The organism is Rhizobium sp. P2_G9 (assembly GCF_056403475.1).
On the sequence record NZ_JBFUFK010000033.1, the window covers coordinates 33328 to 53300 of the forward strand.

Here is a 19973-nt window from a genome sequence, read left to right on the forward strand (position 1 = left end):
CATCGTCTGTCATTCCGACTTCAACCTCACAAGATTTCGTGCATTTCCGTAACAACGGGTTCTAGAGAGAATGAACATGAATGCCCCACTGAGCCGGATAGAAACCGCGAAAATGCTTCCCGACGATCTGCGCATCGAGGGAAAGCGCGTTGTCGTCTATGGCATGAATTTCTCGCCCGAAATCGCTGGCGTCGGAAAATATACCGGTGAGATCGCCGAATATCTCAGCAAGCAGAAAGCCGAGGTCAGCGTTGTGACCACGCCCCCCCATTATCCCGGCTGGGCGGTCAAGGACGGTTACAAGAACACCTATTCCTCCGAGCGGAAGAATGGCGTCAAGATTATGCGCGTGCCGCTGTTCCTCAAGGAAAACATGGGCGGTATCTGGCGGCTGATCGCGCCGTTGAGCTTCGCTGCGACGTCAGCACCCGTCGTGCTGTGGCAGATCCTGCGGCATCGTCCAGATTTTGTCATTTGCGTCGAGCCGACGCTGTTCGCTTCGCCGCTCGCCATTCTCGCGGCGAAGGCCGTCGGAGCGCGCACAGTGTTGCATGCGCAGGACCTCGAAGTGGACGCGGCTTTCGCTGTCGGGCATTTGAAGTCGATCGGCTTCGTCAAAAAGGCGGCTCTGCTGTTCGAGAAGGTCACGCTCAAGGGTTTTGACCGCATCATCACGATTTCGGAGCGCATGGCGCAGAAATTGACAGAGAAGACAGGCAATCCGGAACAGGTTGCCATCGTCCGCAACTGGGTCGACCTCGAACACATCTATCCGCTTGGCCGCACGTCGGGCTACCGCAAGGAGCTCGGCTATGCCGATGACGACTTCATTGTCCTCTATTCCGGCAATATCGGCGCCAAGCAAGGTCTCGACACGCTTCTTGAGGCAGCCAGCAAGCTGGAAAACAGCCTGAAGATCAAGTTCGTGATTGCCGGCGAAGGACCGGCGAAGAAGTCGCTGGTCGCCAAATATGGACAGTTGGCGAACGTCTCCTTCCTGCCCTTCCAGCCCTATGAGAAGTTCAACGAGTTCATGAATCTCGCCAGCCTGCACGCGTTGCCGCAGGAGCGCGGTGCCGCCGATCTCGTGCTGCCTTCCAAACTGGGCGGTATGCTGGCCTCGGGCGCTCCGGTTGTGGTGACCGCCGATCTTGGCACTGAACTTGCCGACTTCCTCGGCGATAGCGCTCTGGTGACGCCGCCGGGCGATGTCGATGCGCTTGCCAAGGCTATCCTCAACGCCTCCAAGGGCGACCGCGAGGACCAGAAGGACCGGCGTGCCGATCTGTCGCGCAAGCTCTCCAAGGTGGACGGCTGCATCTCCTTCGTCCACGCCTTCGCCGGATGACAGATGAAACTTCCGGGGTTTCGTGATCAAGGCGCCATCAGGCGCCTTGTCAATTTGGGGATGCTGATCGGTGGGTTCGGCATCGGCCAGGGTTCCATCTTCCTTGCCCAGACCTATCTCGTCGCTGCCGGCCACACCGAGCTTCTGGCGCTGTTCGGCACGCATTTTTCCTTTGCCATGCTCGGCATTATCATCGTCGAATCTGGGTCACTGACCATTTTGTCGGCGCAGATCGCCCGTCTCCTGGTCGCACAGGGCGACGAGCACGATCTCTGGCGCGTCTACTGGGAGACGACGGTCTATCGGCTGACGATGGCCGCCGCGCTGATCATCGGCCTGCTGATCTTCCAGGCATTGGTGCCCCTGCCCGTTTTTTCGCGCAACTACCTGCTCGGCGTGTTGCCGGCACTGCTGGTCTGGGCCTTCAACGGCGCGGGTTTTCTCGATGGATTGCAGAAGAGCGGCATCAGCGGGCTGACCGGCTCCATCGCTTATGTGGCTTCGGCGGTGGCTCTAGTGCTTGCCGTGCGCCAGGCGCCGCCCGAGGCGGGCTTGGCCACCGGCGGCGCGCTCAGCCTCGGCTATATCCTGACCGTCATCGTACAGTTCATCGCGCTCCGCGTGCTCGGCTGGCGCGTCCGATGGCAGCAGCCAACGCCAGGCGGCATCCGCAAGGCTTTTATCGAGGAAGGCTCGATGCTTGCCGGCCTTGCGCCCGGCCAGCTCTATTTCCGGGCGCAGCTCGCCATCGCCTCGATGTTTCTCGGCACGACGGCGACCGCCATGCTTGTCTATGCCAAGCAGATCGTCAGCGCCGCCAGCCAGATTTCCGGCTTTGCCCGCCGCATCGAGTTCCCGCGCATGGTGCAGGCTGTGGCCGGCAATCCACGAATCGCCACCTTCCCGCTCGTCTGGATCCAGAAGATCAGCTTTGCCATCACGGCTGCGATCATGGTCGCGGTGGTCTTTGCCAGCATCGTCATCGTCTGGTTTGCCGGCGGCTTCACCCACCAGGCCTGGCTGTTCCTCGGCTTCTTCTCGGTGACGATCGTCACCGAAGCGATCGGGCAGTCGCTGGTGCAGGCGATGTTCGCGCGCAATCTCATCCATTCGGCGGCCATGGCGCGGATCAGCGCGGTGGTGGTGGCGATCGGTTTCGGCTATCTGTTCGTCGGGCTGATGGGCGTATCGGTGTTCGTCGCCAGCGATCTCTTGTCGCATGCGATCGTCATCTCGCTCTCTTATTTCTGGCTGAAGAGGAATTTCGTCCGTCATGCCTATGCCTGAGGTCAGAGACGGCCTGCTTGCGCGCCTGCAGCGGATGGACAGGTTCGGCCTGTTTCTCGTCGGCTTCATCCTTGCCTATGCAGCAACATCGATGGTCGTCGAATTTGGGCTTGGCGTTATCGGCTTTGCCAAGACACCCTATCTCAACGGCCTCACCTATATCTATAGCCTTGGCTTCATCGCTGTCGGTATTGTCCTGAACCAGGTGACCTTCAGATTCGCAGTGCCGCACCCTTACGCGCTGCTTCTGATGGCGGTGCTGTTCATCTCGGTGGTCATCGGGATCGCCAACCACAACGCCACGCCCTACATCATTGCATGGACGCTCTACATGCTGACCGGCATTCTGGCGTTTCAGTTCTTCCGCAATCCGCGAGGCGAGATTTCGGTCGATCAGGCATTGCGCATGATCTTCTCGCTGCCGATGCTGCTGATCGTGCTTGTCTTTACTTTCACCTCTATCTTCAAGAAGGACAACGACTACCAGTATGTGCTCGTCGAGGTGATGGCGCTCTATGCCATGCTGATGCGGCCGCGCCTGATCGAGAAGTTTTTGGGGCTCGTCATCTATGGCCTCGTCCATCTCGGCTCGCAGGACGAATATATCGGGGTGGCGATTGAACTCAATCGCGCCTCGATCCTCGCCGTTGGCACAATCTGGGTGATCTACCTGCTCTATCGCCGCTGGCTGATCCTGCTGCTGTTCTCCATATTCGCAGTCATCGGCGTGTTGAACTTTGCGGTCTCGCTCGACGACGACGTTGTGCAGGACCTGCCGCGCAATGTCAGGGAAGCCATCCAGATCATGAAAGGCGATCCTGTCTATAACCACGTCTCGTCCTATGAACGTGTTTATGAAGGCATCAAGGTGATGGAGGACTATGACACGGCCGGCGACGCGGAGTGGCTGTTCGGCATGGGTCTCGGCCACACCGTCGACATGACCGCCGCCGCCGACAAGACACCCGGCCAGCATGCACTGCTGGGCGCTACGGAAGTGCACAACATCCATTTCATAAACTACGCGGCGTTCCACAAATTCGGTCTTGCCGGCCTCGCGCTGCTGACCGCACTGGGCATCGGACTGATCTGGATGTTTGCCGTCGATCTCGGCACGGGGCGGCTCAACGACGCCTCGATGTTCCTCTATTTCTATCTGTTCTACAATTTCGTCTTCGCCTTCCCGGCCTCGAATTTTCTCATCGCCAATCCGCTCTGGCCGGCCTTCCTGGGCGTGCTTTGCTGGATGCGAGCACGGCAGACGAAAGCGATTAACCGCGTCGCCCTGCCCGCTTTGACAGAGCCAGCTATCTCTGGCAGGACCTGATCCGGCCGCAACCATCTTATTTCCCGCACAATTTCCGGCTTTGAGAGCCTGCATAAGAGACACCCACCGGAGAGCCCGATGAAATTCATGATCGTCAACGCGTTCGGCCGTTCGAACCGCGGCGACTCCGTCCTGCTGGACGAATGCATCCATGAGATCCGGGCGAAATTCCCCGATGCGCAGATTGCCGGCGCGGTGTTCGAGGGCATCGGCGATGCCGAGGCTGTGCATCCGACCGTGCAATGGTCGGAGCGCATCGGCAATACCGGCGGCGGCGGTGCGGCGAACCGGCTGAAGTCGCTGCTTTATCTGATTTACGCCTGGGTCAGCGCCTATGTTCCCTGGCTCGGCCTGGCACGCCTGCTGCCGGGCAAGCAGCGCGAAACCTTCGAGGCGATCCGCGACAGCGATGTGGTGATTTCGGCGCCGGGTGGCTATATCCACGATACCAACTTCGCCTATTTCATCGCGCTGCTCCACATTCATCTCGGCACGATCCTGGGCAAGACGGTGGTTCTGGCGCCGCAGAGCGTTGGCCCGATCTCGCGGCCGGTTTCACGCGCTGTTGCCCGCTATGTTCTCGGTCAGGTGCCCTATCTCTGCGCCCGCGAAAGCTATAGCTGGGATTTCCTGGCTTTGGGGCTCAGGCTACCGGAGAAGAATGTCTATCGCACCGGCGACAGTGCCTTCTGGAACGATCGGGTCGAAGACGATCCTCAGCTGGTCGACCGCATCTACACCGAGATCGGGGTCGATCCTGCCAAGCCCATCTTTGGCATGACCGTGGTCTGCTGGTCTTTTCCGAAATCCAGAGATCCCAAGGCCGATTACGACCGCTATACCACGGCCGTTGCTCGTGCCGCGGACCATATGAGCAGCACCTACGGCCTGACACCCGTGATCTTCAACCAGGTCTCCGAAGACCTGCCGACGGCCTATGAGATCCAGAAGAAGGCGAAAAACCCCGTCGTCATCGATGCCAAGAGCCGCGAGCCGGATATTCTGCGGGCGCTGATCACCCGCTCGAAAGTGTTTCTCGGCACCCGCTTCCATTCCTGCATCTTCTCGATGATGGCCGGGCGCCCGACCTTCGCCATCGCCTATCTGCCGAAGACCGAATATATCATGAACGATCTGAAGCTCTCGCACAGGCATACGCCGATCGACAGCATCGACTACGACTACATGATCCGCCAGCTTTCCGCCGACTATGACAATCTCGCCGCCGCCGAGGCCGAGATTCGCAATGCGGTAAAAGTCTACCAGAAGAATTTCACCCGCCTGCAGGACATCCTTGGCCTGATCGGGAACCAGCGATGATCCGGCGGCTCGCACTGGCGCTGCCGACGATCTCGCCGCTCGGCGGCGGCGTTGCCGAAGCGGCGCGGCTGCATGTAGCCGCTTTGGCGTCAGCGGGTTTCGACGAGATTTCCGTCCACACGCTCGACACGCGCATGGAAAAGGTCGACCCGAAGCAGTGGCAAGCGGCAAAGCTTTACCTGCATCGCTTCTACGGCCCGCAGAGCTTCAGCCTCGCGCCTGGCATGTTGCTGTCGCTGATGCGCGCCAAGCCGGACCTGGTGCATGTGCATGGAGTCTGGCAGTTCCACTGCGCCGCCGTGCAGGCCTGGTCGATGCTGACGGGCAAGCCCTATATCGTCTCGCCGCACGGCATGCTGGAACCCTGGATCCGCTCGCGCTCGCCGAGACTCAAGGGCGCGGTGTCGGCGCTCTACCAGGACCGCTTCCTGCGCAAGACCGCCGGCTTCCACCTGCTGACCGACAAGGAGACGGGCGATGTCGCCGAATTCCTCACAGGCCAGCCAGCGAAGATCGTGCGCAATTTCGCCCAGCCCTTCGTCAGTGACGGCGAGATGCCCGGCTGGTGGAAACCGGAATTCGACAGCCGCAATGTCTACCTGTTCCTCGGCCGAATCCACGAGAAGAAGGGCTGCATGGAACTGATGGATGCCTGGGCAAGGCTTTCCGCCGAAGACCCTGGCTTCCGCGACCGTTCCCTGCTCGTCTTCTGCGGCTGGAACGATGGCATCGAAGGTTTCGAGGCCAAGGCCGCAGCACTTGGCCGTGACTTCGGCAATGCCCTGTTCGCCGGCCCGCAATATGGTCCGGACAAGAACCGCTCGATGAGCGTCACCCGCTATTTCATGCTGCCATCGAAGAGCGAAGGCTTGCCGATGGCGGTGCTGGAGGCCTGGGCGGCCGGCATTCCGGCCATCCTGACGCCCGAATGCAATCTCGCTATCGGCTTCGAACGCGGTGCCGCCTACCATACCGGATTCACGCCCGAGACGATCTATCCGGCGCTGAAGGCCGCAGATGCGCTGCCGGCCGAGGAATGGCAGGCGGCGTCGGTGCGTGCCCGTGCCCTGGTGGCAGACGAATTCTCCGAGGAAAGCGTCCGCAACGGATTGCTCGACCTTTATCAGGCCGCAGCCCCGTGGAAAACAAGCCGCTGAGCCGATTGGCTCAGCCGATCCGCTTCTGGTAAGCGCCACGCGACGCCGACGTCACGTAGAGCGGCAGTTTATGGAAATTGGTGCGGGTGAGCGCCAGGCCGGCCAGTTTGCCGGAGACTTCCGGCTCGCCGGCGAGAACGGTCTCGATCAGTTCCGGGGACGGCGTGCCCCATTCGGCAAGCAGAATGAAGGCATCGACGATCGGAGCGGCCGCAGCGGCATCGGCAGCCGTCGTCAGCGGCGGCAGATTGAGAATGATGGCCTCATGCTGGCCACGCAGTGAAACGATCAGATCGCGCATTTGCGAGCCGGACAACAGGCCGGCCGGCTCGACGCCGCGGCCATTGAGCGCGGCCGGCAGAAAGGTGACATTGCTGCGCGAATCGTAAAGGCCGGTTTCGGTCAGCGGCTTGTTCTGCAGCAGCGTATCGACAATGCCCATTTCTGCACCGGGCGCCAGCCAGTTCGACAGTTCGGGGCGGCGGACATCGGCGTCGATCAAAAGCACGCGAAGGCCTTGATTGCCGAGATGGGCCGCAAGGTTGGCGGCAAAGCCCGTCTTGCCTTCGCCCGCCAGAACGGATGTGACGCCGATCACCGAGCTCAAGCGGCCGGCCCGGGCGGCGACGGCGCCAGCACGCACGACCTCGCTAAAGCGTGAAAATGGCTCTGACGCAGCCAGCCGCGCGCCGGCAGGCAATGTCAGATTGTTGGCGCTGATGCTGCCGGGCTTGCGGTCGACGGCCATGGCCGGAATATAACCAAGGAAACGCGTCTTGAGGCTGCGCGCCATCCGGTCGCCATCGCGCACGCCATGGTCTTTCATCTCTCTCCAGCCGCCAACCAAGCAGCCAAGGGCAGCGCCCAACACCGCGCCAATGGCCAGGATGAAGGGCTTGCGCGGCGAGCTCGGCGCGGCCGGCTTGCGGGCATCGGTGATCACCACCGCATCGACGCCGGGAACAGCGCGCTCGATCAGCGTATCCTCATATTTCTGCTGCAGCGCCGCCTTGGTCTCGGGCGTCGCCTTGGCAAGCTCGGCTTCAACCGCGACGCGGACCTTGGCATTGGCCGCTTCATTGGCGTCAGCCAGCGTCTCGCGAAAAGCCTCGGCAAAGGCCTGCGCTATCTTTTGCGCCTCGGCAGGATCGGGATGGATATAGGAAATGGTCGCCACATAGGTGCGGCCGACACGCGCGGCACCGGCATTGGCCCGCAACTGCGCAATCACCTGGTCGCGGTCGAGCTTCAGCCCCGGCTGCGCCTTGTCGGCTGCACCGAGATGCGCCAGCCGCCTGGCCACAGCAATCAGGCGCTTGTAACCAGACAATGCCGGGCGAGCAAAATCAGGGTCGTCGGTCAGTTTCAGCTTGTCGGCAACACGGGCGGCGACAGTCGTTGATTCCATATATTCGAGCTGGCTGAGGAACTGGCCCTCTTCCTCCGGCGTGATCGTCTCGATGCCCGGCCGCACAGGGTCGGCGGCGAAACCGGAACGCACCATGACGGCGGCCGAGGCGGAATATTGCGGCGCCCGGCTCTCGGCATAGAGAAAGGCGAGGACAATGCCAGCCAGGATGAACAGCAGCAGCGATTTCCAGCGGCGGCGCCCGACGGCAAGCAATTGTTCGAGGACATGAATATCGGGATTGGTCGCGGCCGAATCGGTCAAGCAGGCACCCTGTGAGGTCAGTGATGGTAGGCGCAGGTGGTATAGAGCGGGGTTGCGGCGCAATCAAGATCGGCTGCGCAAGCCGGCATCTGGTGGGTTACAGGACGGAAGGAAATAATTTCTGGTGGAAAGGATTTCTAACGTCGCTTGTCTACACTACGTAGACGTATCGCCTCCAGCCCGATCCCTGTCATGTCCCCTTCCCGCATATTCCCCGAGGAGACCTACCGGAAATATGTCCGCCCCGTTCTCCTGATCTACCCGATCGTTATGCTGCCATTCCTGTCGATCGGAATTTCCGACATACGGCAGGAAATGTTGCTCGCAGAATTTCTCAGGAACTTCGATCCTCGATCCTATCTCCTTCCTGTGGCATGTGATGAGAAGCGGGGTGCGCTCGGAACAGACTACGTCCAGGGTTACAATCGAGTATCCGGACGCGGCGACCGGGTGATCAAGGCCTGCTGGTACACACTGGCAACATATAAGCGACGGTTTCCCGAGCGCGCTCGTGGCAGCGACAGCGCTCTCATCGACAGGTCATTCGAGACATTGTCGATCCGCAAGCAGCGCCCCTCGATAGGCGAACCGGTACTCACAGTCGGCTTTGCCGCATTGACACTTGCATTTCTGACGATGGCAGCGGTCATGGGCTTTCGAGAATGGCAAGATAGCAGAAAGAAATCGTGAAGGCAGTTGACGCGCCGTTCGCATCCACCCCTTGCCAAGCGTGAAAATACACAATATCTGTAGACTACCTTGCGAAAACGTAAGGTGTGATCTCAGGGCGGGGTGCAATTCCCCACCGGCGGTAAGCGGAACGGTCCGCAAGCCCGCGAGCGCTTTCCGGAAACGGCAAGGTCAGCAGATTCGGTGCGATTCCGAAGCCGACGGTATAGTCCGGATGAAAGAGATCGGGAGCCTGAACGTCGGCGCATTTGCGTGGGCGTATGTTTGGCGTCCGCTTGCCCTGATTCATGTTGTGGCAAAGAAAGGACCCGAACGTGGATCAAGAAAATACCCAGACCATCCTCCGCCCCGCCGAGCGCAGCACGCCGCCCATCCGCGTGGCTTTCGTGCAATCCTGCTGGCACAAGGACATTGTCGACCAGGCGCGCGAGGCCTTCGAGGCCGCCATGCTCGCCGTCGGCGAAAACCGCTATGAGCTGAAATTCTTCGAAGTGCCGGGCGCCTTCGAAATCCCGCTCAAGGCCAAGCGCCTCGCCGCTTCGGGCCGATTCGGCGCCGTCGTCGCTGCCGGACTTGTCGTCGATGGCGGCATCTATCGGCATGAATTTGTCGCCGCCGCGGTGATCAACGGGTTGATGCAGGCGCAGTTGGACACGAATGTGCCGGTGCTGTCGGCGGTGCTGACACCGCACCATTTTCATGAGCATCCGGACCACCGCGAATTCTTCCTGTCGCATTTCCGCCAGAAGGGCCGCGAGGTCGCGGCAGCGGCGATCGCGGTGACCGATCCGACCTATGACGTTGCGGTCGTTCCGACGGTGGCGCAAGTGGCTTGAGGCTGCTTTAGCGGGTGGTGGGTGGTGTTACCCCCCTCTGCCCTGCCGGGCATCTCCCCCTCAAGGGGGGAGATCGACCCGCGGCGACCACTCGCCCTGATCTCAACACCTGAATTGGTGCGAAGAGCGTGCCCCCCAGCCAATCTCCCCCTTTGAGGAGGAGATGCCCGGCAGGGCGGAGGGGGGTGCCCCCGAACACCAAAGTTCTTTGACCAAAAACAAAGCCCGGCGCGAGTGCGCCGGGCTTTGTTCGGGCCTACTGGCTCTGATAGGGTCAGCCGTTCACGGCATCCTTGAGGCCCTTGCCGGCCGTGAACTTCGGCACGTTGCGTGCCGGGATATCAACCTTTTCACCGGTCGAAACATTGCGGCCGACGGACGCTTCGCGACGGGTCACGGAGAAATTACCGAAACCGACGAGGCGAATGTCGCCGCCCTTCTTGAGCTCGTCCTGAACGGTATCGAACACCGCATCGACGGCAGAGGCCGCATCGGTCTTGGAGAGACCAGACTTTTCGGCGACTGCAGCAACGAGTTCACTTTTGTTCATGTTTCCACCCCTTTCGTAGTTGGTTTGAAACGAATCGTATAATTCTGGGCACATTAATTATCGGTGGCCCGGCCGCAACTCTGATACAGCAAAAACCCGGCAAATCCAGCCTTTTTACGCTGTTTTCCATAAAGAAATGGCCGGTCAGGAGACCGGCCATCGGTTTTTTTGCGCCATTCTGGCACGAAGAACAGTTTAGTGGGCTATCGCGACGCCCGCATCGTCCGTGGCAGCGGCTGCCTTGGCAGTCGCTGTGTCGAAAGATTCGTCCCATTCGATCGGCGTCGGCTGGCGCAGCAGCGCATGTTCGAGCACTTCGCCCATCCGCGAGACCGGAACAATCTCCATATTGTTCTTCACATTGGCCGGGATATCGGCCAAGTCCTTGGCGTTGTCTATCGGGATCAGCACCTTCTTGATGCCGCCACGCAGAGCCGCCAGCAGCTTTTCCTTCAGGCCGCCGATCGGCGACACACGGCCGCGCAAGGTGATCTCACCCGTCATTGCCACGTCGTGATGCACCGGAATGCCGGTCATGACAGAGACAATGGCCGTTGCCATTGCGATACCGGCAGACGGACCGTCCTTCGGGGTCGCGCCGTCGGGAACGTGGACATGGATGTCCCGCTTCTCGAACAGCGGCGGCTCGACGCCGAAATCGAGCGCCCGCGAGCGGACATAGGATGCGGCCGCAGAGATCGATTCCTTCATCACGTCCTTCAGATTACCGGTAACGGTCATGCGACCCTTGCCGGGCATCATCAGGCCTTCGATGGTGAGCAGCTCACCGCCAACTTCGGTCCAAGCCAGACCATTGACGACGCCGACCTGGTCTTCCTTGTCGGCTTCATCATGACGGAACTTCGGCACGCCGAGATAGCCCGCCAGGTTGTCCTTGGTGACCTCGACCGACAGCACCTTGTTGCGCAGGATCTCGGTGACCGCCTTGCGGGCGAGCTTTTGCAGTTCGCGCTCGTAGTTGCGGACGCCGGCTTCCCGCGTATAGGCACGGATGACTTCCATCAGCGCTTCATCGGTGATCGTGAACTCCTTCGGCTGTAGCGCGTGGTCGCGCATGGCCTTGGAGAGCAGATGCCGCTTGGCGATCTCCAGCTTTTCGTCTTCGGTATAGCCCGCGATACGGATGATCTCCATGCGGTCCATCAACGGCGCCGGGATATTCAGCGTGTTGGCGGTGGTGATGAACATCACGTTCGACAGGTCGTATTCCACTTCCAGGTAGTGATCCATGAAGGTGGAGTTCTGTTCCGGATCGAGCACTTCGAGCAGGGCCGAGGACGGATCGCCGCGGAAGTCCATGCCCATCTTGTCGATTTCGTCGAGCAGGAAGAGCGGATTGGTCTTCTTCGCCTTCTTCATCGACTGCACGACCTTGCCGGGCATGGAGCCGATATAGGTGCGGCGATGACCGCGGATTTCAGCCTCGTCGCGCACGCCGCCGAGCGCCATGCGGACATATTCGCGGCCGGTCGCCTTGGCGATCGACTTGGCAAGCGAGGTCTTACCAACGCCGGGAGGACCAACCAGGCAAAGGATCGGGCCCTTGATCTTGGTCGAGCGGGCCTGGACGGCGAGATATTCGACAATGCGCTCCTTGACCTTGTCGAGACCGAAATGATCCTGGTCGAGGATCTTTTCGGCATTGGCCAGGTCGGTCTTGATGCGGCTGAACTTGCCCCAGGGCAGGCCCAGCAGCCAGTCGAGATAGTTGCGCACGACGGTGGCTTCCGCCGACATCGGGCTCATCTGCTTGAGCTTGCGGAATTCGGCATCGGCCTTTTCGCGGGCTTCCTTGGAAAGCTTGGTCTTGGCGATCCGCGCTTCCATTTCGGCCATTTCGTCACGGCCTTCCTCGTCACCCAGTTCCTTCTGGATGGCCTTCATCTGCTCATTGAGATAGTATTCGCGCTGGGTCTTCTCCATCTGGCGCTTGACGCGCGAGCGGATGCGCTTCTCGACCTGCAGGACCGAGATCTCGCCTTCCATATAGCCGAGCGCCTTTTCCAGGCGGCCCTTGACGGAGACGGTTTCGAGCATTTCCTGCTTGTCGGTCAGCTTGATCGATAGGTGCGAAGCGACCGTGTCGGCGAGCTTCGAATAGTCATCGATCTGGCCGGCGGCGGAGACGACTTCCGGAGAAATCTTCTTGTTGAGCTTCACATAGTTCTCGAATTCGGAGACGACGGAACGGGACATGGCCTCGATCTCGACGGCATCCTCTTCCGGCTCGGCCAGCACGACGGCGGCGGCTTCGTAGAATTCCTCACGATCAGTGTACTCTTCGATGCGCGCACGGCTGCGGCCTTCGACCAGAACCTTGACGGTGCCGTCGGGGAGCTTGAGCAGTTGCAGGACGTTGGCAGCCGTGCCGACGTCGAAAATAGCCGATGGCTGCGGATCATCGTCCGTGGCGTTCTTCTGCGTGACGAGCAGAATCTGCCGATCAGTGCCGATAACCTCTTCGAGAGCGCGGATGGACTTCTCGCGGCCGACGAACAGGGGCACGATCATATGCGGAAACACAACGATGTCACGAAGCGGCAGGACCGGGTAGTTCTGCACATTTCCTTCCGTCGGGAATGTTTTTTTGGTCATTTCTTTCCCTTTCATTCCAGGCCCTTACGGCCGCCGGCTTCTGTAGCGTCTCAGCGATCCAGCCTGTGTTGGGGTACAGGTGGATATCTGAGCTATGCAATTCAAGCCTTTCAACTCCCGGAGCAATGACCTCTGTCAAACAGCTGTCACAATTCACAGTTCACATTAGGCGATCCAAATGTTGCGAGGCTTGCGCAAACGTGGTGAGCCTCGCATTCGACGCCTGGAATCAATCGAAACTTTGACGCTTCCGGCCAGCCGGAGCAAACGAATTTTTCTGAATAAATCGAGTTATTTACATCGTATGCAATGCAAAAGGCCCGGATTGACCGGGCCTTTCCGCAAATCCAATGTTTCGCAGGCAATCAGGCGGAGGCCGGAGCCTTCTCGTCGCGCCGGTCCGCATAGATGTAGAGCGGGCGGGCGCTGCCCTTGGCGACTTCCTCTGATATCACGACCTCTTGAACGCCGTCGAGTGCCGGCAGTTCGAACATCGTGTCGAGCAGGATCTTTTCCATGATCGAGCGCAGGCCGCGGGCGCCGGTCTTGCGCACGATCGCCTTCTTGGCGATTTCGCGCAGAGCGTCCTCGTGGAAGGTGAGTTCCACGTCTTCCATCTCGAACAGGCGCTGATACTGCTTGACGAGCGCGTTCTTCGGCTCCGACAGGATCGAGATCAGCGCGTCCTCATCAAGGTCTTCGAGCGTCGCGATAACAGGCAGACGGCCGATGAATTCCGGGATCAGGCCGAACTTCACCAGGTCTTCCGGCTCGAGGTCGCGCAGCACATGGCCGACGCGGCGTTCATCCGGAGCGGCGACCTTGGCGCCGAAGCCGATCGAGGTCTTTTCCGAACGGGCCGAGATCACCTTTTCGAGGCCGGCGAAAGCGCCGCCACAGATGAACAGGATGTTGGTCGTGTCGACCTGTAGGAATTCCTGCTGCGGATGCTTGCGGCCGCCCTGCGGCGGGACAGAGGCAACCGTGCCTTCCATGATCTTCAAGAGCGCCTGCTGCACGCCCTCGCCCGACACGTCGCGGGTGATCGACGGGTTGTCGGACTTGCGGCTGATCTTGTCGACTTCGTCGATATAGACAATACCGCGTTGGGCGCGTTCGACATTGTAGTCCGCCGCCTGCAGGAGCTTCAGGATGATGTTCTCGACGTCTTCGCCGACATAACCGGCTTCGGTGAGCGTCGTGGCATCGGCCATGGTGAAGGGCACGTCGATGATGCGGGCGAGCGTCTGGGCGAGATAGGTCTTGCCGCAGCCGGTCGGGCCGACGAGCAGGATGTTGGACTTTGAAAGCTCAATATCCTGGTTCTTCGTCGCATGCGCCAGGCGCTTGTAGTGATTGTGGACGGCGACCGAGAGAATGCGCTTGGCCTGCTTCTGGCCGATCACATATTCGTCGAGCACCTTCATGATGTCCTGCGGCGTCGGCACGCCCTCGCGGGACTTCACCATCGAGGATTTGTTTTCCTCGCGGATGATATCCATGCAGAGTTCGACGCATTCGTCGCAGATGAAAACTGTCGGGCCGGCGATCAGCTTGCGCACTTCATGCTGGCTTTTGCCGCAGAATGAACAATAAAGCGTGTTCTTCGAATCGCCGCCGCTGTTACCGCTGACTTTACTCATTTCATTTTCCTTCCAGCACGCCGCGACCGGGCGTTGGCAACGCGGGGTCAAATTTGACACCCCGGCATGAAGCGGCAGATCCGCTGTTACACGAGGCTTCGGGGAGCTTGCTATGGACATCATACATGGATGCCCGGACGCAGCAACAACTCCCCCTGCTTCAGGGGAAGCCTATGTCACAAATCTTCAACATAGGCTTAATACGTATCTTTAACGCCCATACCCTCTTCCGCAAAGTCCCTTTCCACGACAATCTTGTCAAGAACAGGGAAAATGACGGGGTTTTGAACGTTTCCTACTCCTCGCCGCCTTCGTTCTCGACACGCGAGGTGATGACGCGGTCGATGAGACCCCAGTCCTTCGCCTCTTCCGCCGTCATGAAGTTGTCGCGATCGAGCGCGCGCTCGACTTCCTCATAGGGCCGGCCGGTGTGCTTTTCGTAGATTTCGTTGAGCCTGCGCTTCATCTTCAGGATATCGCGGGCATGCCGCTCGATATCCGACGCCTGGCCCTGGAAGCCGCCCGAAGGCTGGTGCACCATGATACGGGCATTGGGCGTGGCGAAACGCGAACCTGTGGCGCCGGCCGTCAGCAACAGCGAGCCCATCGACGCAGCCTGGCCAACGCAGAGCGTCGAGACCGGCGGACGGATGAACTGCATCGTATCGTAGATCGCCATGCCGGCCGTGACATAGCCGCCGGGCGAATTGATGTAGAGCGCGATTTCCTTCTTCGGGTTTTCCGATTCGAGGAACAGCAGCTGGGCGCAGGCGAGCGCCGCCATGGTGTCGTCGACCGGGCCGATCAGGAAGATGATGCGCTCCTTGAGGAGGCGCGAGAAAATATCCCAGCCCCGCTCGCCGCGATTGGTCTGCTCGATGACCTGCGGGATAATCGCCATGGTCGTTTCAATCGGATCTCTCATATCCATCCTTCATACAAACTGTCCCGAACGCTCAGGATTTCCGGGAATCATCCTCTTTATTCTTCCCATACATAGAGTGTCCGATCCATGGACTTCAAGCCATACCGGGAATTTGCCGGGTATCCCTGTCCGATTCGGCTTTAAATGAGGATTACAATGACGCAAGCTTGCACCGGAATTGTGTCGGACGGTGAAGAAAGGATAAATGTCTTCAAAGAGTTGACATGTGTCAGATCTTGGAATTGTCGTTGGGATGACCTCCTGGCTCGGATAGGAGTTTAGCCACATCTTCGTCATTGGTGACCATCAGGTGGCACAACGGTCTCCCGTATGTAGGGTGCAGGCCCGTCTTCCGTTGCCCGCCAATCGTTGATAACAGATTGGCCCCATGACCCAGCCTTCCTACCTCACCTTCGATCCCGCAACTCGCCGCCTTTCGCTTGATGCTCGCGATCCCGCCTTCTACCGCGAACCCAACAAGGGCTATGCGGCCATGCATGCCCTCTCCCCGACCTTCTGGTGGGAGGAGCAAGGGCATTGGTATTTCACCGGCTATGATGCCGTGAATGCCATGCTGCGCGACCGTCGCTTCGGCCGGCAGATCACCCATGTCATGAGCCGAGAAGATCTGGGCTGGCCGGAGCCCTCGCCGCATCTTGCCGATTTCGACCGGTCGGAATCGAAGTCGCTGCTCTCCATCGAGCCGCCGGAACACACGCGGCTGAGGACGCTGGTCAACCGCGCTTTCGTCTCGCGCAATATCGAGCGCTTGCGGCCTGAGATCGCGGCCCTTTCCCACCAGCTGATCGACGGGTTCGAGAAGAATGGCGGCACGGAACTGCTCGCCTCGTTTGCCGAGATCATCCCCGTCACCGTCATCGCCAGCATGATCGGCGTGCCGCAAGACATGTGCCGGCAACTGCTCGATTGGAGCCACGACTATGTGCGCATGTATATGTTCGGCAAGACCGAGGAAGACGAATATCGTGCCAACAAGGCGGCAAAGGAATTCGCCGGCTATATCGTCGGGCTGGCCGCGGAGCGACGCGCCGACCCCAAAGACGACCTGCTGACTTTGATGTTGTCACCGGCCCGTGACGGACAATATCTGACCGAGGACGAACTGGTGTCCACGGCCATCGTCCTGCTGAATGCCGGCCATGAGGCCACGGTCCATCAGATCGGCAATGCGGTGAACGTTATCTTGAAATCGGGATGCGATCCACGAACGCTGTTTGCCGATGCCCGCGCGACGGAACTGACGGTCGAGGAGAGTTTTCGCATTTCCGCGCCGGTCCACATCTTCAAGCGCTGGGCGCTTGAAGATGTGGAATTCGAGAGTATCGAGCTGAAAAAGGGCGACGAGGTCGGGCTGATCCTCGCCGCAGCCAATCTCGACCCGAGGAAATTCAGCACCCCCCTCGCCTTTCGGCCGGACCGCGACGAGGGCACGAGCCTGTCCTTCGGCGCCGGCATCCATTTCTGTATCGGCGCACCATTGGCGCGACTCGAAATGCAGATCGCTCTGCCGATCCTGTTCGAACGGCTGCCACAGATGCGGCTTGCCGCCGAGCCCGCGGTCAAAGATGTCTATCATTTCCACGGGCTCGAACGGCTGGAACTCGCCTGGTAAGACTCAGGCCGCCTGTTTGCTGACGCCATAGCGGCTGGCGGGTTTGTTGCGCGAGCCCTGCAGGCCCAGCGCGCCGCGGGCAGTCTCGAAAGCCTGGTAGAGGCCGGCATCTTCAACGGACGGGATCGTGACAAGTTCGCCCTGGTCGAAGCCCGCGAGTGCTGCAGCGACGAGGTCCTCGACATCCATCACCATTTCGGGTGGCAGATTGTCGATCGAGCCGCCGACGCGATCAAAAATCTCGGTGCGCGTATAGCCGGGAAGTACCGCCTGAATGCGAACACCCTTGCCCTGCAATTCCGCGGCAAGCGACAGCGTCTGCGCCACACAAAGGATTTCGAGCCGCTATAAGTGCCGTTGAAACGTTCAGGCACGATGGCCACGGCCGATGCAATGTTGATGATGGCGCCCTTGCCGCGTTCGGCAAATGTTTGCGCCGCTGCCACCGCCAGCCGGTTGACGGCAGAGACATTGATGGCGATCATCCGGTCCAGATAGTCGATATCGTTGGAAAGGGCCGGCCCGTTGGGGCCGATGCCGGCATTGTTGACCAGCAGCGTGATCGATCGATCGGCGCGAAGCCTGGCTTCGACTTTCCTGACCTCGTCGCGATCGGAGAGATCGGCGGGCAAGGCCTCGGTCTTGATGCCGAACGCCTCTGCCAGGTCCGCGCCAAGCGCTTCCAGGCGCTTGACGTCGCGGGCGACGAGCAGAAGGTCGTAGCCGCGCTCCGCCAATTGCCTTGCATACGTCGCGCCGATGCCGGCCGAGGCGCCGGTCACGAGCGCCACACCCAAATTCGCTGTCCGTGCCATGATTTCTCTCCTTCTGGAATTTACTGGCATATGCCACTATATCGGAAGGGAAATTTTGAATGGCAAGGGCGCCAACGGAATTTTTGTTGTTTCCGATGCGCCGCCCAACCGGATAGGTAAAGCGTAAAGGAGTGCCCACCATGCCCGACGCCATCTGGATGCATTGCACGAACAGCGCGATCCGCCGCGCCGCGCGCCAACTCGGCCAGCTCTACGAGGGCGCCATGGGCGATACGGGCCTGAAAGGCACGCAGTTCAGCCTGTTGAGCCAGATCCGCTACGATGGCCAGCCGTCGATGAAGGCCTTGGCGGAGACGATGCGGATGGACCTTTCGGCGCTCGGCCATACGGTCAAGCCGCTGATCCGCGACGGGTTTGTCGAAATGATCGCCGATGCCGATGACCGGCGTGTCAAGCGCGTGCGACTGACGGCGTTCGGTGAAGCCAAGCAGGAAGAGCTGGTGGCAAAATGGCGGGTTGCCCAGAACCGTTTCGACAGGGTTTTCGGCGCCGAGAAATCAACCGAAATCCGGAACGTTCTGGCTTTCATCTCCTCGCCGGAATTTGCCGAGGCTTTCGAGAAGGATCAGGGGACTTGATGTCCGCTGTAACAGATTTGACAGCGGTCGTTACAAACATTTGATAATGCTACATCTTTAATATTCGTGCGCACATTGTATTGACACCATTGTGGCCTGCTTCTACATTGTGGGCAGGAGTTTGACCATGGCCCGCACCGGTACTTCCCGCAGTGACAACATCAATATTCGCGTTTCGCCCGACACGCTCGGACTGATCGATCGCGCGGCCTCGGTCGCGGGCAAGACCCGCACCGATTTCATCCTCGACACCGTGCGGAAGGCAGCCGAAGACACTGTTTATGATCAGCGGCTATTCATGCTGGATGCCGCACAATGGGAGGCGTTCACCACCGCGCTCGATGCGCCGCCGCGTCCCAATCCCGCGCTCGAGGCGCTTCTGGCGCGCAAGCCCGCCTGGGAAAAATGATATCCGCGCCAGTCCTTTTGACAGCCGACGTCGACGTTGCGCTCTTCTCAAGCGGCCACCTTGCGCTTGATGACTGGCTCTTGCGCCGGGCATTGGCCAATCAGGATACGGGGGCCAGCCGCACATATGTCATCGCCGAGGGTAAACGCGTCGTCGGCTACTATGCGCTCGCAACAGGCAATGTCGCGGCTTCAGAGGCACCTGGCAAGATTCGGCGCAACATGCCCGATCCAGTGCCGGTCATGATCCTGGGACGCCTGGCAATCGACGAGGCATTGCAGGGGCAAGGCCTTGGCTCCGATCTTCTCCGCGACGCCGTGCTTCGCACGCTGCAAGCAGCCGAGATCGCCGGCATCCGGGCGCTGCTCGTTCACGCGATCGATGAGAAGGCAGGTCGGCTTTACGAGCGGGCTGGCTTCATTTCGTCGCCAATCCGTTCGCTCACCTATTTTCTGCTGCTCCAAAGGTCCAGCACCCCGACGTAATTGCCTCTCGATGTCCGGCGCCCGGCACGCACTGCAACATGCGACCCGAAAGTGGCTCCGGTTTCAGATAACGACCTGCGCAAAAAACAAAAAAGATAAGCCCGCGATCAAAGCCTGATCACATATTCCTTCCGCGTCGTTTCAAGCACCTCCCATGTTCCCTTGAAGCCAGGGCGCAGGATGTGGCTGTCACCCGCCTTAAGGTGAATCGCCTCACCGCCATCCTCCGTGACGACGGAATGGCCTTGCAGGACATGGAAATATTCCCACTCGTCGTAGACGATCCGCCATTTGCCCGGCGTGGCCTGCCAGATGCCGGCATAGAGGCCGCCCTCGGCCTCTTCGATGTTCCAGGTCGTGAATACCGGATTGCCGGCGATCAACCGGTCTACGGCGGGGGCGCCGGTTTCCGGGCTGATGGCGGAAATATCAAAGGAGAGCGCTTTTTTCTTCATTGATCGTCCGTTGCATTACCTGCCTGTTACCGATGATGCGCAAGCTATCGCCCCAGATATGGTCTGCGCAAGAGTGCGGCTGGAGTGAGCCGCCATTTCATACCGGAGCGAGATGCTGGGACACTCATAGCTTGGCGCGCCGACATGCGTCATTTGCATAGGTGCATTGAAACTTACGCTTCTACTCCGGCAGCGGGCACTCCCCA

General features: G+C 60.0%; 17 protein-coding genes, 1 pseudogene and 1 riboswitch. Of the genes and pseudogenes, 11 read left to right on the forward strand and 7 right to left on the reverse strand.

Going from position 1 to position 19973, the window contains the following annotated elements:
* Positions 1-76: 76 nt before the first annotated feature.
* The 5 genes from AC1DYF_RS24950 to AC1DYF_RS24970 all read left to right on the forward strand — a co-directional run bounded on the left by AC1DYF_RS24950 (position 77) and on the right by AC1DYF_RS24970 (position 6439).
* Positions 77-1348, forward strand: a complete 1272-nt coding sequence (locus AC1DYF_RS24950; protein ID WP_477879546.1) for a WcaI family glycosyltransferase — start codon at positions 77-79, stop codon at positions 1346-1348.
* Positions 1349-1351: 3 nt separating this feature from the next.
* A complete protein-coding gene (locus tag AC1DYF_RS24955; RefSeq protein WP_477879547.1) occupies positions 1352-2635 on the forward strand; it encodes an MATE family efflux transporter in 1284 nt (427 codons plus the stop codon).
* Entirely contained in the window at positions 2622-3962 is a 1341-nt protein-coding gene (locus AC1DYF_RS24960; RefSeq protein WP_477879548.1) for a hypothetical protein, read from the forward strand. The genes AC1DYF_RS24955 and AC1DYF_RS24960 overlap by 14 nt, the downstream gene beginning before the upstream one ends.
* Positions 3963-4040: 78 nt before the next feature.
* Complete coding sequence (locus tag AC1DYF_RS24965; RefSeq protein ID WP_477879549.1) at positions 4041-5282, forward strand: polysaccharide pyruvyl transferase family protein; 1242 nt, start codon at positions 4041-4043, stop codon at positions 5280-5282.
* Positions 5279-6439, forward strand: a complete 1161-nt coding sequence (locus tag AC1DYF_RS24970; RefSeq protein ID WP_477879551.1) for a glycosyltransferase — start codon at positions 5279-5281, stop codon at positions 6437-6439. Before AC1DYF_RS24965 ends, AC1DYF_RS24970 begins: the two co-directional genes overlap by 4 nt.
* A 10-nt stretch (positions 6440-6449) precedes the next feature.
* On the opposite strand, the gene AC1DYF_RS24975 is transcribed toward AC1DYF_RS24970, so the two are convergent.
* On the reverse strand, positions 6450-8111 hold the full coding sequence (locus tag AC1DYF_RS24975) for a nucleotide-binding protein (RefSeq protein WP_477879553.1): 1662 nt from the start codon (positions 8109-8111) through the stop codon (positions 6450-6452).
* 192 nt (positions 8112-8303) lie between these two features.
* On the opposite strand from AC1DYF_RS24975, the gene AC1DYF_RS24980 reads away from it, so the two are divergent.
* Both AC1DYF_RS24980 and AC1DYF_RS24985 read left to right on the forward strand, forming a co-directional pair.
* Positions 8304-8801: a hypothetical protein gene (locus tag AC1DYF_RS24980; RefSeq protein WP_477879554.1), complete on the forward strand. Its 498-nt coding sequence runs from the start codon at positions 8304-8306 to the stop codon at positions 8799-8801.
* Positions 8802-8885: 84 nt separating this feature from the next.
* Positions 8886-9031, forward strand: a riboswitch (FMN riboswitch).
* An 84-nt stretch (positions 9032-9115) separates the two neighbouring features.
* The gene (locus tag AC1DYF_RS24985; RefSeq protein ID WP_477879556.1) at positions 9116-9637 is read left to right on the forward strand and encodes a 6,7-dimethyl-8-ribityllumazine synthase; all 522 of its coding nucleotides are present in this window, start codon (positions 9116-9118) and stop codon (positions 9635-9637) included.
* A gap of 274 nt (positions 9638-9911) precedes the next feature.
* Here AC1DYF_RS24985 and hupB read toward each other — a convergent pair whose 3' ends face one another.
* The 4 genes from hupB to AC1DYF_RS25005 all read right to left on the reverse strand — a co-directional run bounded on the left by hupB (position 9912) and on the right by AC1DYF_RS25005 (position 15371).
* Positions 9912-10187, reverse strand: a complete 276-nt coding sequence (hupB, locus tag AC1DYF_RS24990; protein ID WP_477879558.1) for a DNA-binding protein HupB — start codon at positions 10185-10187, stop codon at positions 9912-9914.
* A 195-nt stretch (positions 10188-10382) separates the two neighbouring features.
* The gene (lon, locus tag AC1DYF_RS24995) at positions 10383-12803 is read right to left on the reverse strand and encodes an endopeptidase La (RefSeq protein WP_477879560.1); all 2421 of its coding nucleotides are present in this window, start codon (positions 12801-12803) and stop codon (positions 10383-10385) included.
* Between the two features lie 365 nt (positions 12804-13168).
* On the reverse strand, positions 13169-14446 hold the full coding sequence (gene clpX, locus AC1DYF_RS25000) for an ATP-dependent Clp protease ATP-binding subunit ClpX (RefSeq protein ID WP_477879562.1): 1278 nt from the start codon (positions 14444-14446) through the stop codon (positions 13169-13171).
* Between the two features lie 295 nt (positions 14447-14741).
* Complete coding sequence (locus AC1DYF_RS25005; RefSeq protein ID WP_477879563.1) at positions 14742-15371, reverse strand: ATP-dependent Clp protease proteolytic subunit; 630 nt, start codon at positions 15369-15371, stop codon at positions 14742-14744.
* 388 nt (positions 15372-15759) lie between these two features.
* Between AC1DYF_RS25005 and AC1DYF_RS25010 the strand changes: the two genes are divergently transcribed.
* Complete coding sequence (locus AC1DYF_RS25010) at positions 15760-17004, forward strand: cytochrome P450 (protein WP_477879565.1); 1245 nt, start codon at positions 15760-15762, stop codon at positions 17002-17004.
* 3 nt (positions 17005-17007) lie between these two features.
* On the opposite strand, the pseudogene AC1DYF_RS25015 reads toward AC1DYF_RS25010, so the two are convergent.
* A pseudogene (locus AC1DYF_RS25015) lies at positions 17008-17819 on the reverse strand (SDR family NAD(P)-dependent oxidoreductase).
* Positions 17820-17959: 140 nt separating this feature from the next.
* On the opposite strand from AC1DYF_RS25015, the gene AC1DYF_RS25020 reads away from it, so the two are divergent.
* From AC1DYF_RS25020 to AC1DYF_RS25030, 3 genes are all read left to right on the forward strand, one after another.
* Positions 17960-18418, forward strand: a complete 459-nt coding sequence (locus AC1DYF_RS25020; RefSeq protein WP_477879567.1) for a MarR family winged helix-turn-helix transcriptional regulator — start codon at positions 17960-17962, stop codon at positions 18416-18418.
* A gap of 127 nt (positions 18419-18545) precedes the next feature.
* On the forward strand, positions 18546-18827 hold the full coding sequence (locus tag AC1DYF_RS25025) for a type II toxin-antitoxin system TacA family antitoxin (RefSeq protein WP_477879569.1): 282 nt from the start codon (positions 18546-18548) through the stop codon (positions 18825-18827).
* A complete protein-coding gene (locus tag AC1DYF_RS25030; protein WP_477879570.1) occupies positions 18824-19312 on the forward strand; it encodes a GNAT family N-acetyltransferase in 489 nt (162 codons plus the stop codon). The genes AC1DYF_RS25025 and AC1DYF_RS25030 overlap by 4 nt, the downstream gene beginning before the upstream one ends.
* 107 nt (positions 19313-19419) lie before the next feature.
* Here AC1DYF_RS25030 and AC1DYF_RS25035 read toward each other — a convergent pair whose 3' ends face one another.
* Positions 19420-19767 carry a cupin domain-containing protein gene (locus AC1DYF_RS25035; RefSeq protein WP_477879572.1) on the reverse strand — a complete coding sequence of 116 codons (348 nt, stop codon included), beginning with the start codon at positions 19765-19767 and terminating at the stop codon, positions 19420-19422.
* Between the last annotated feature and the right edge of the window lie 206 nt (positions 19768-19973).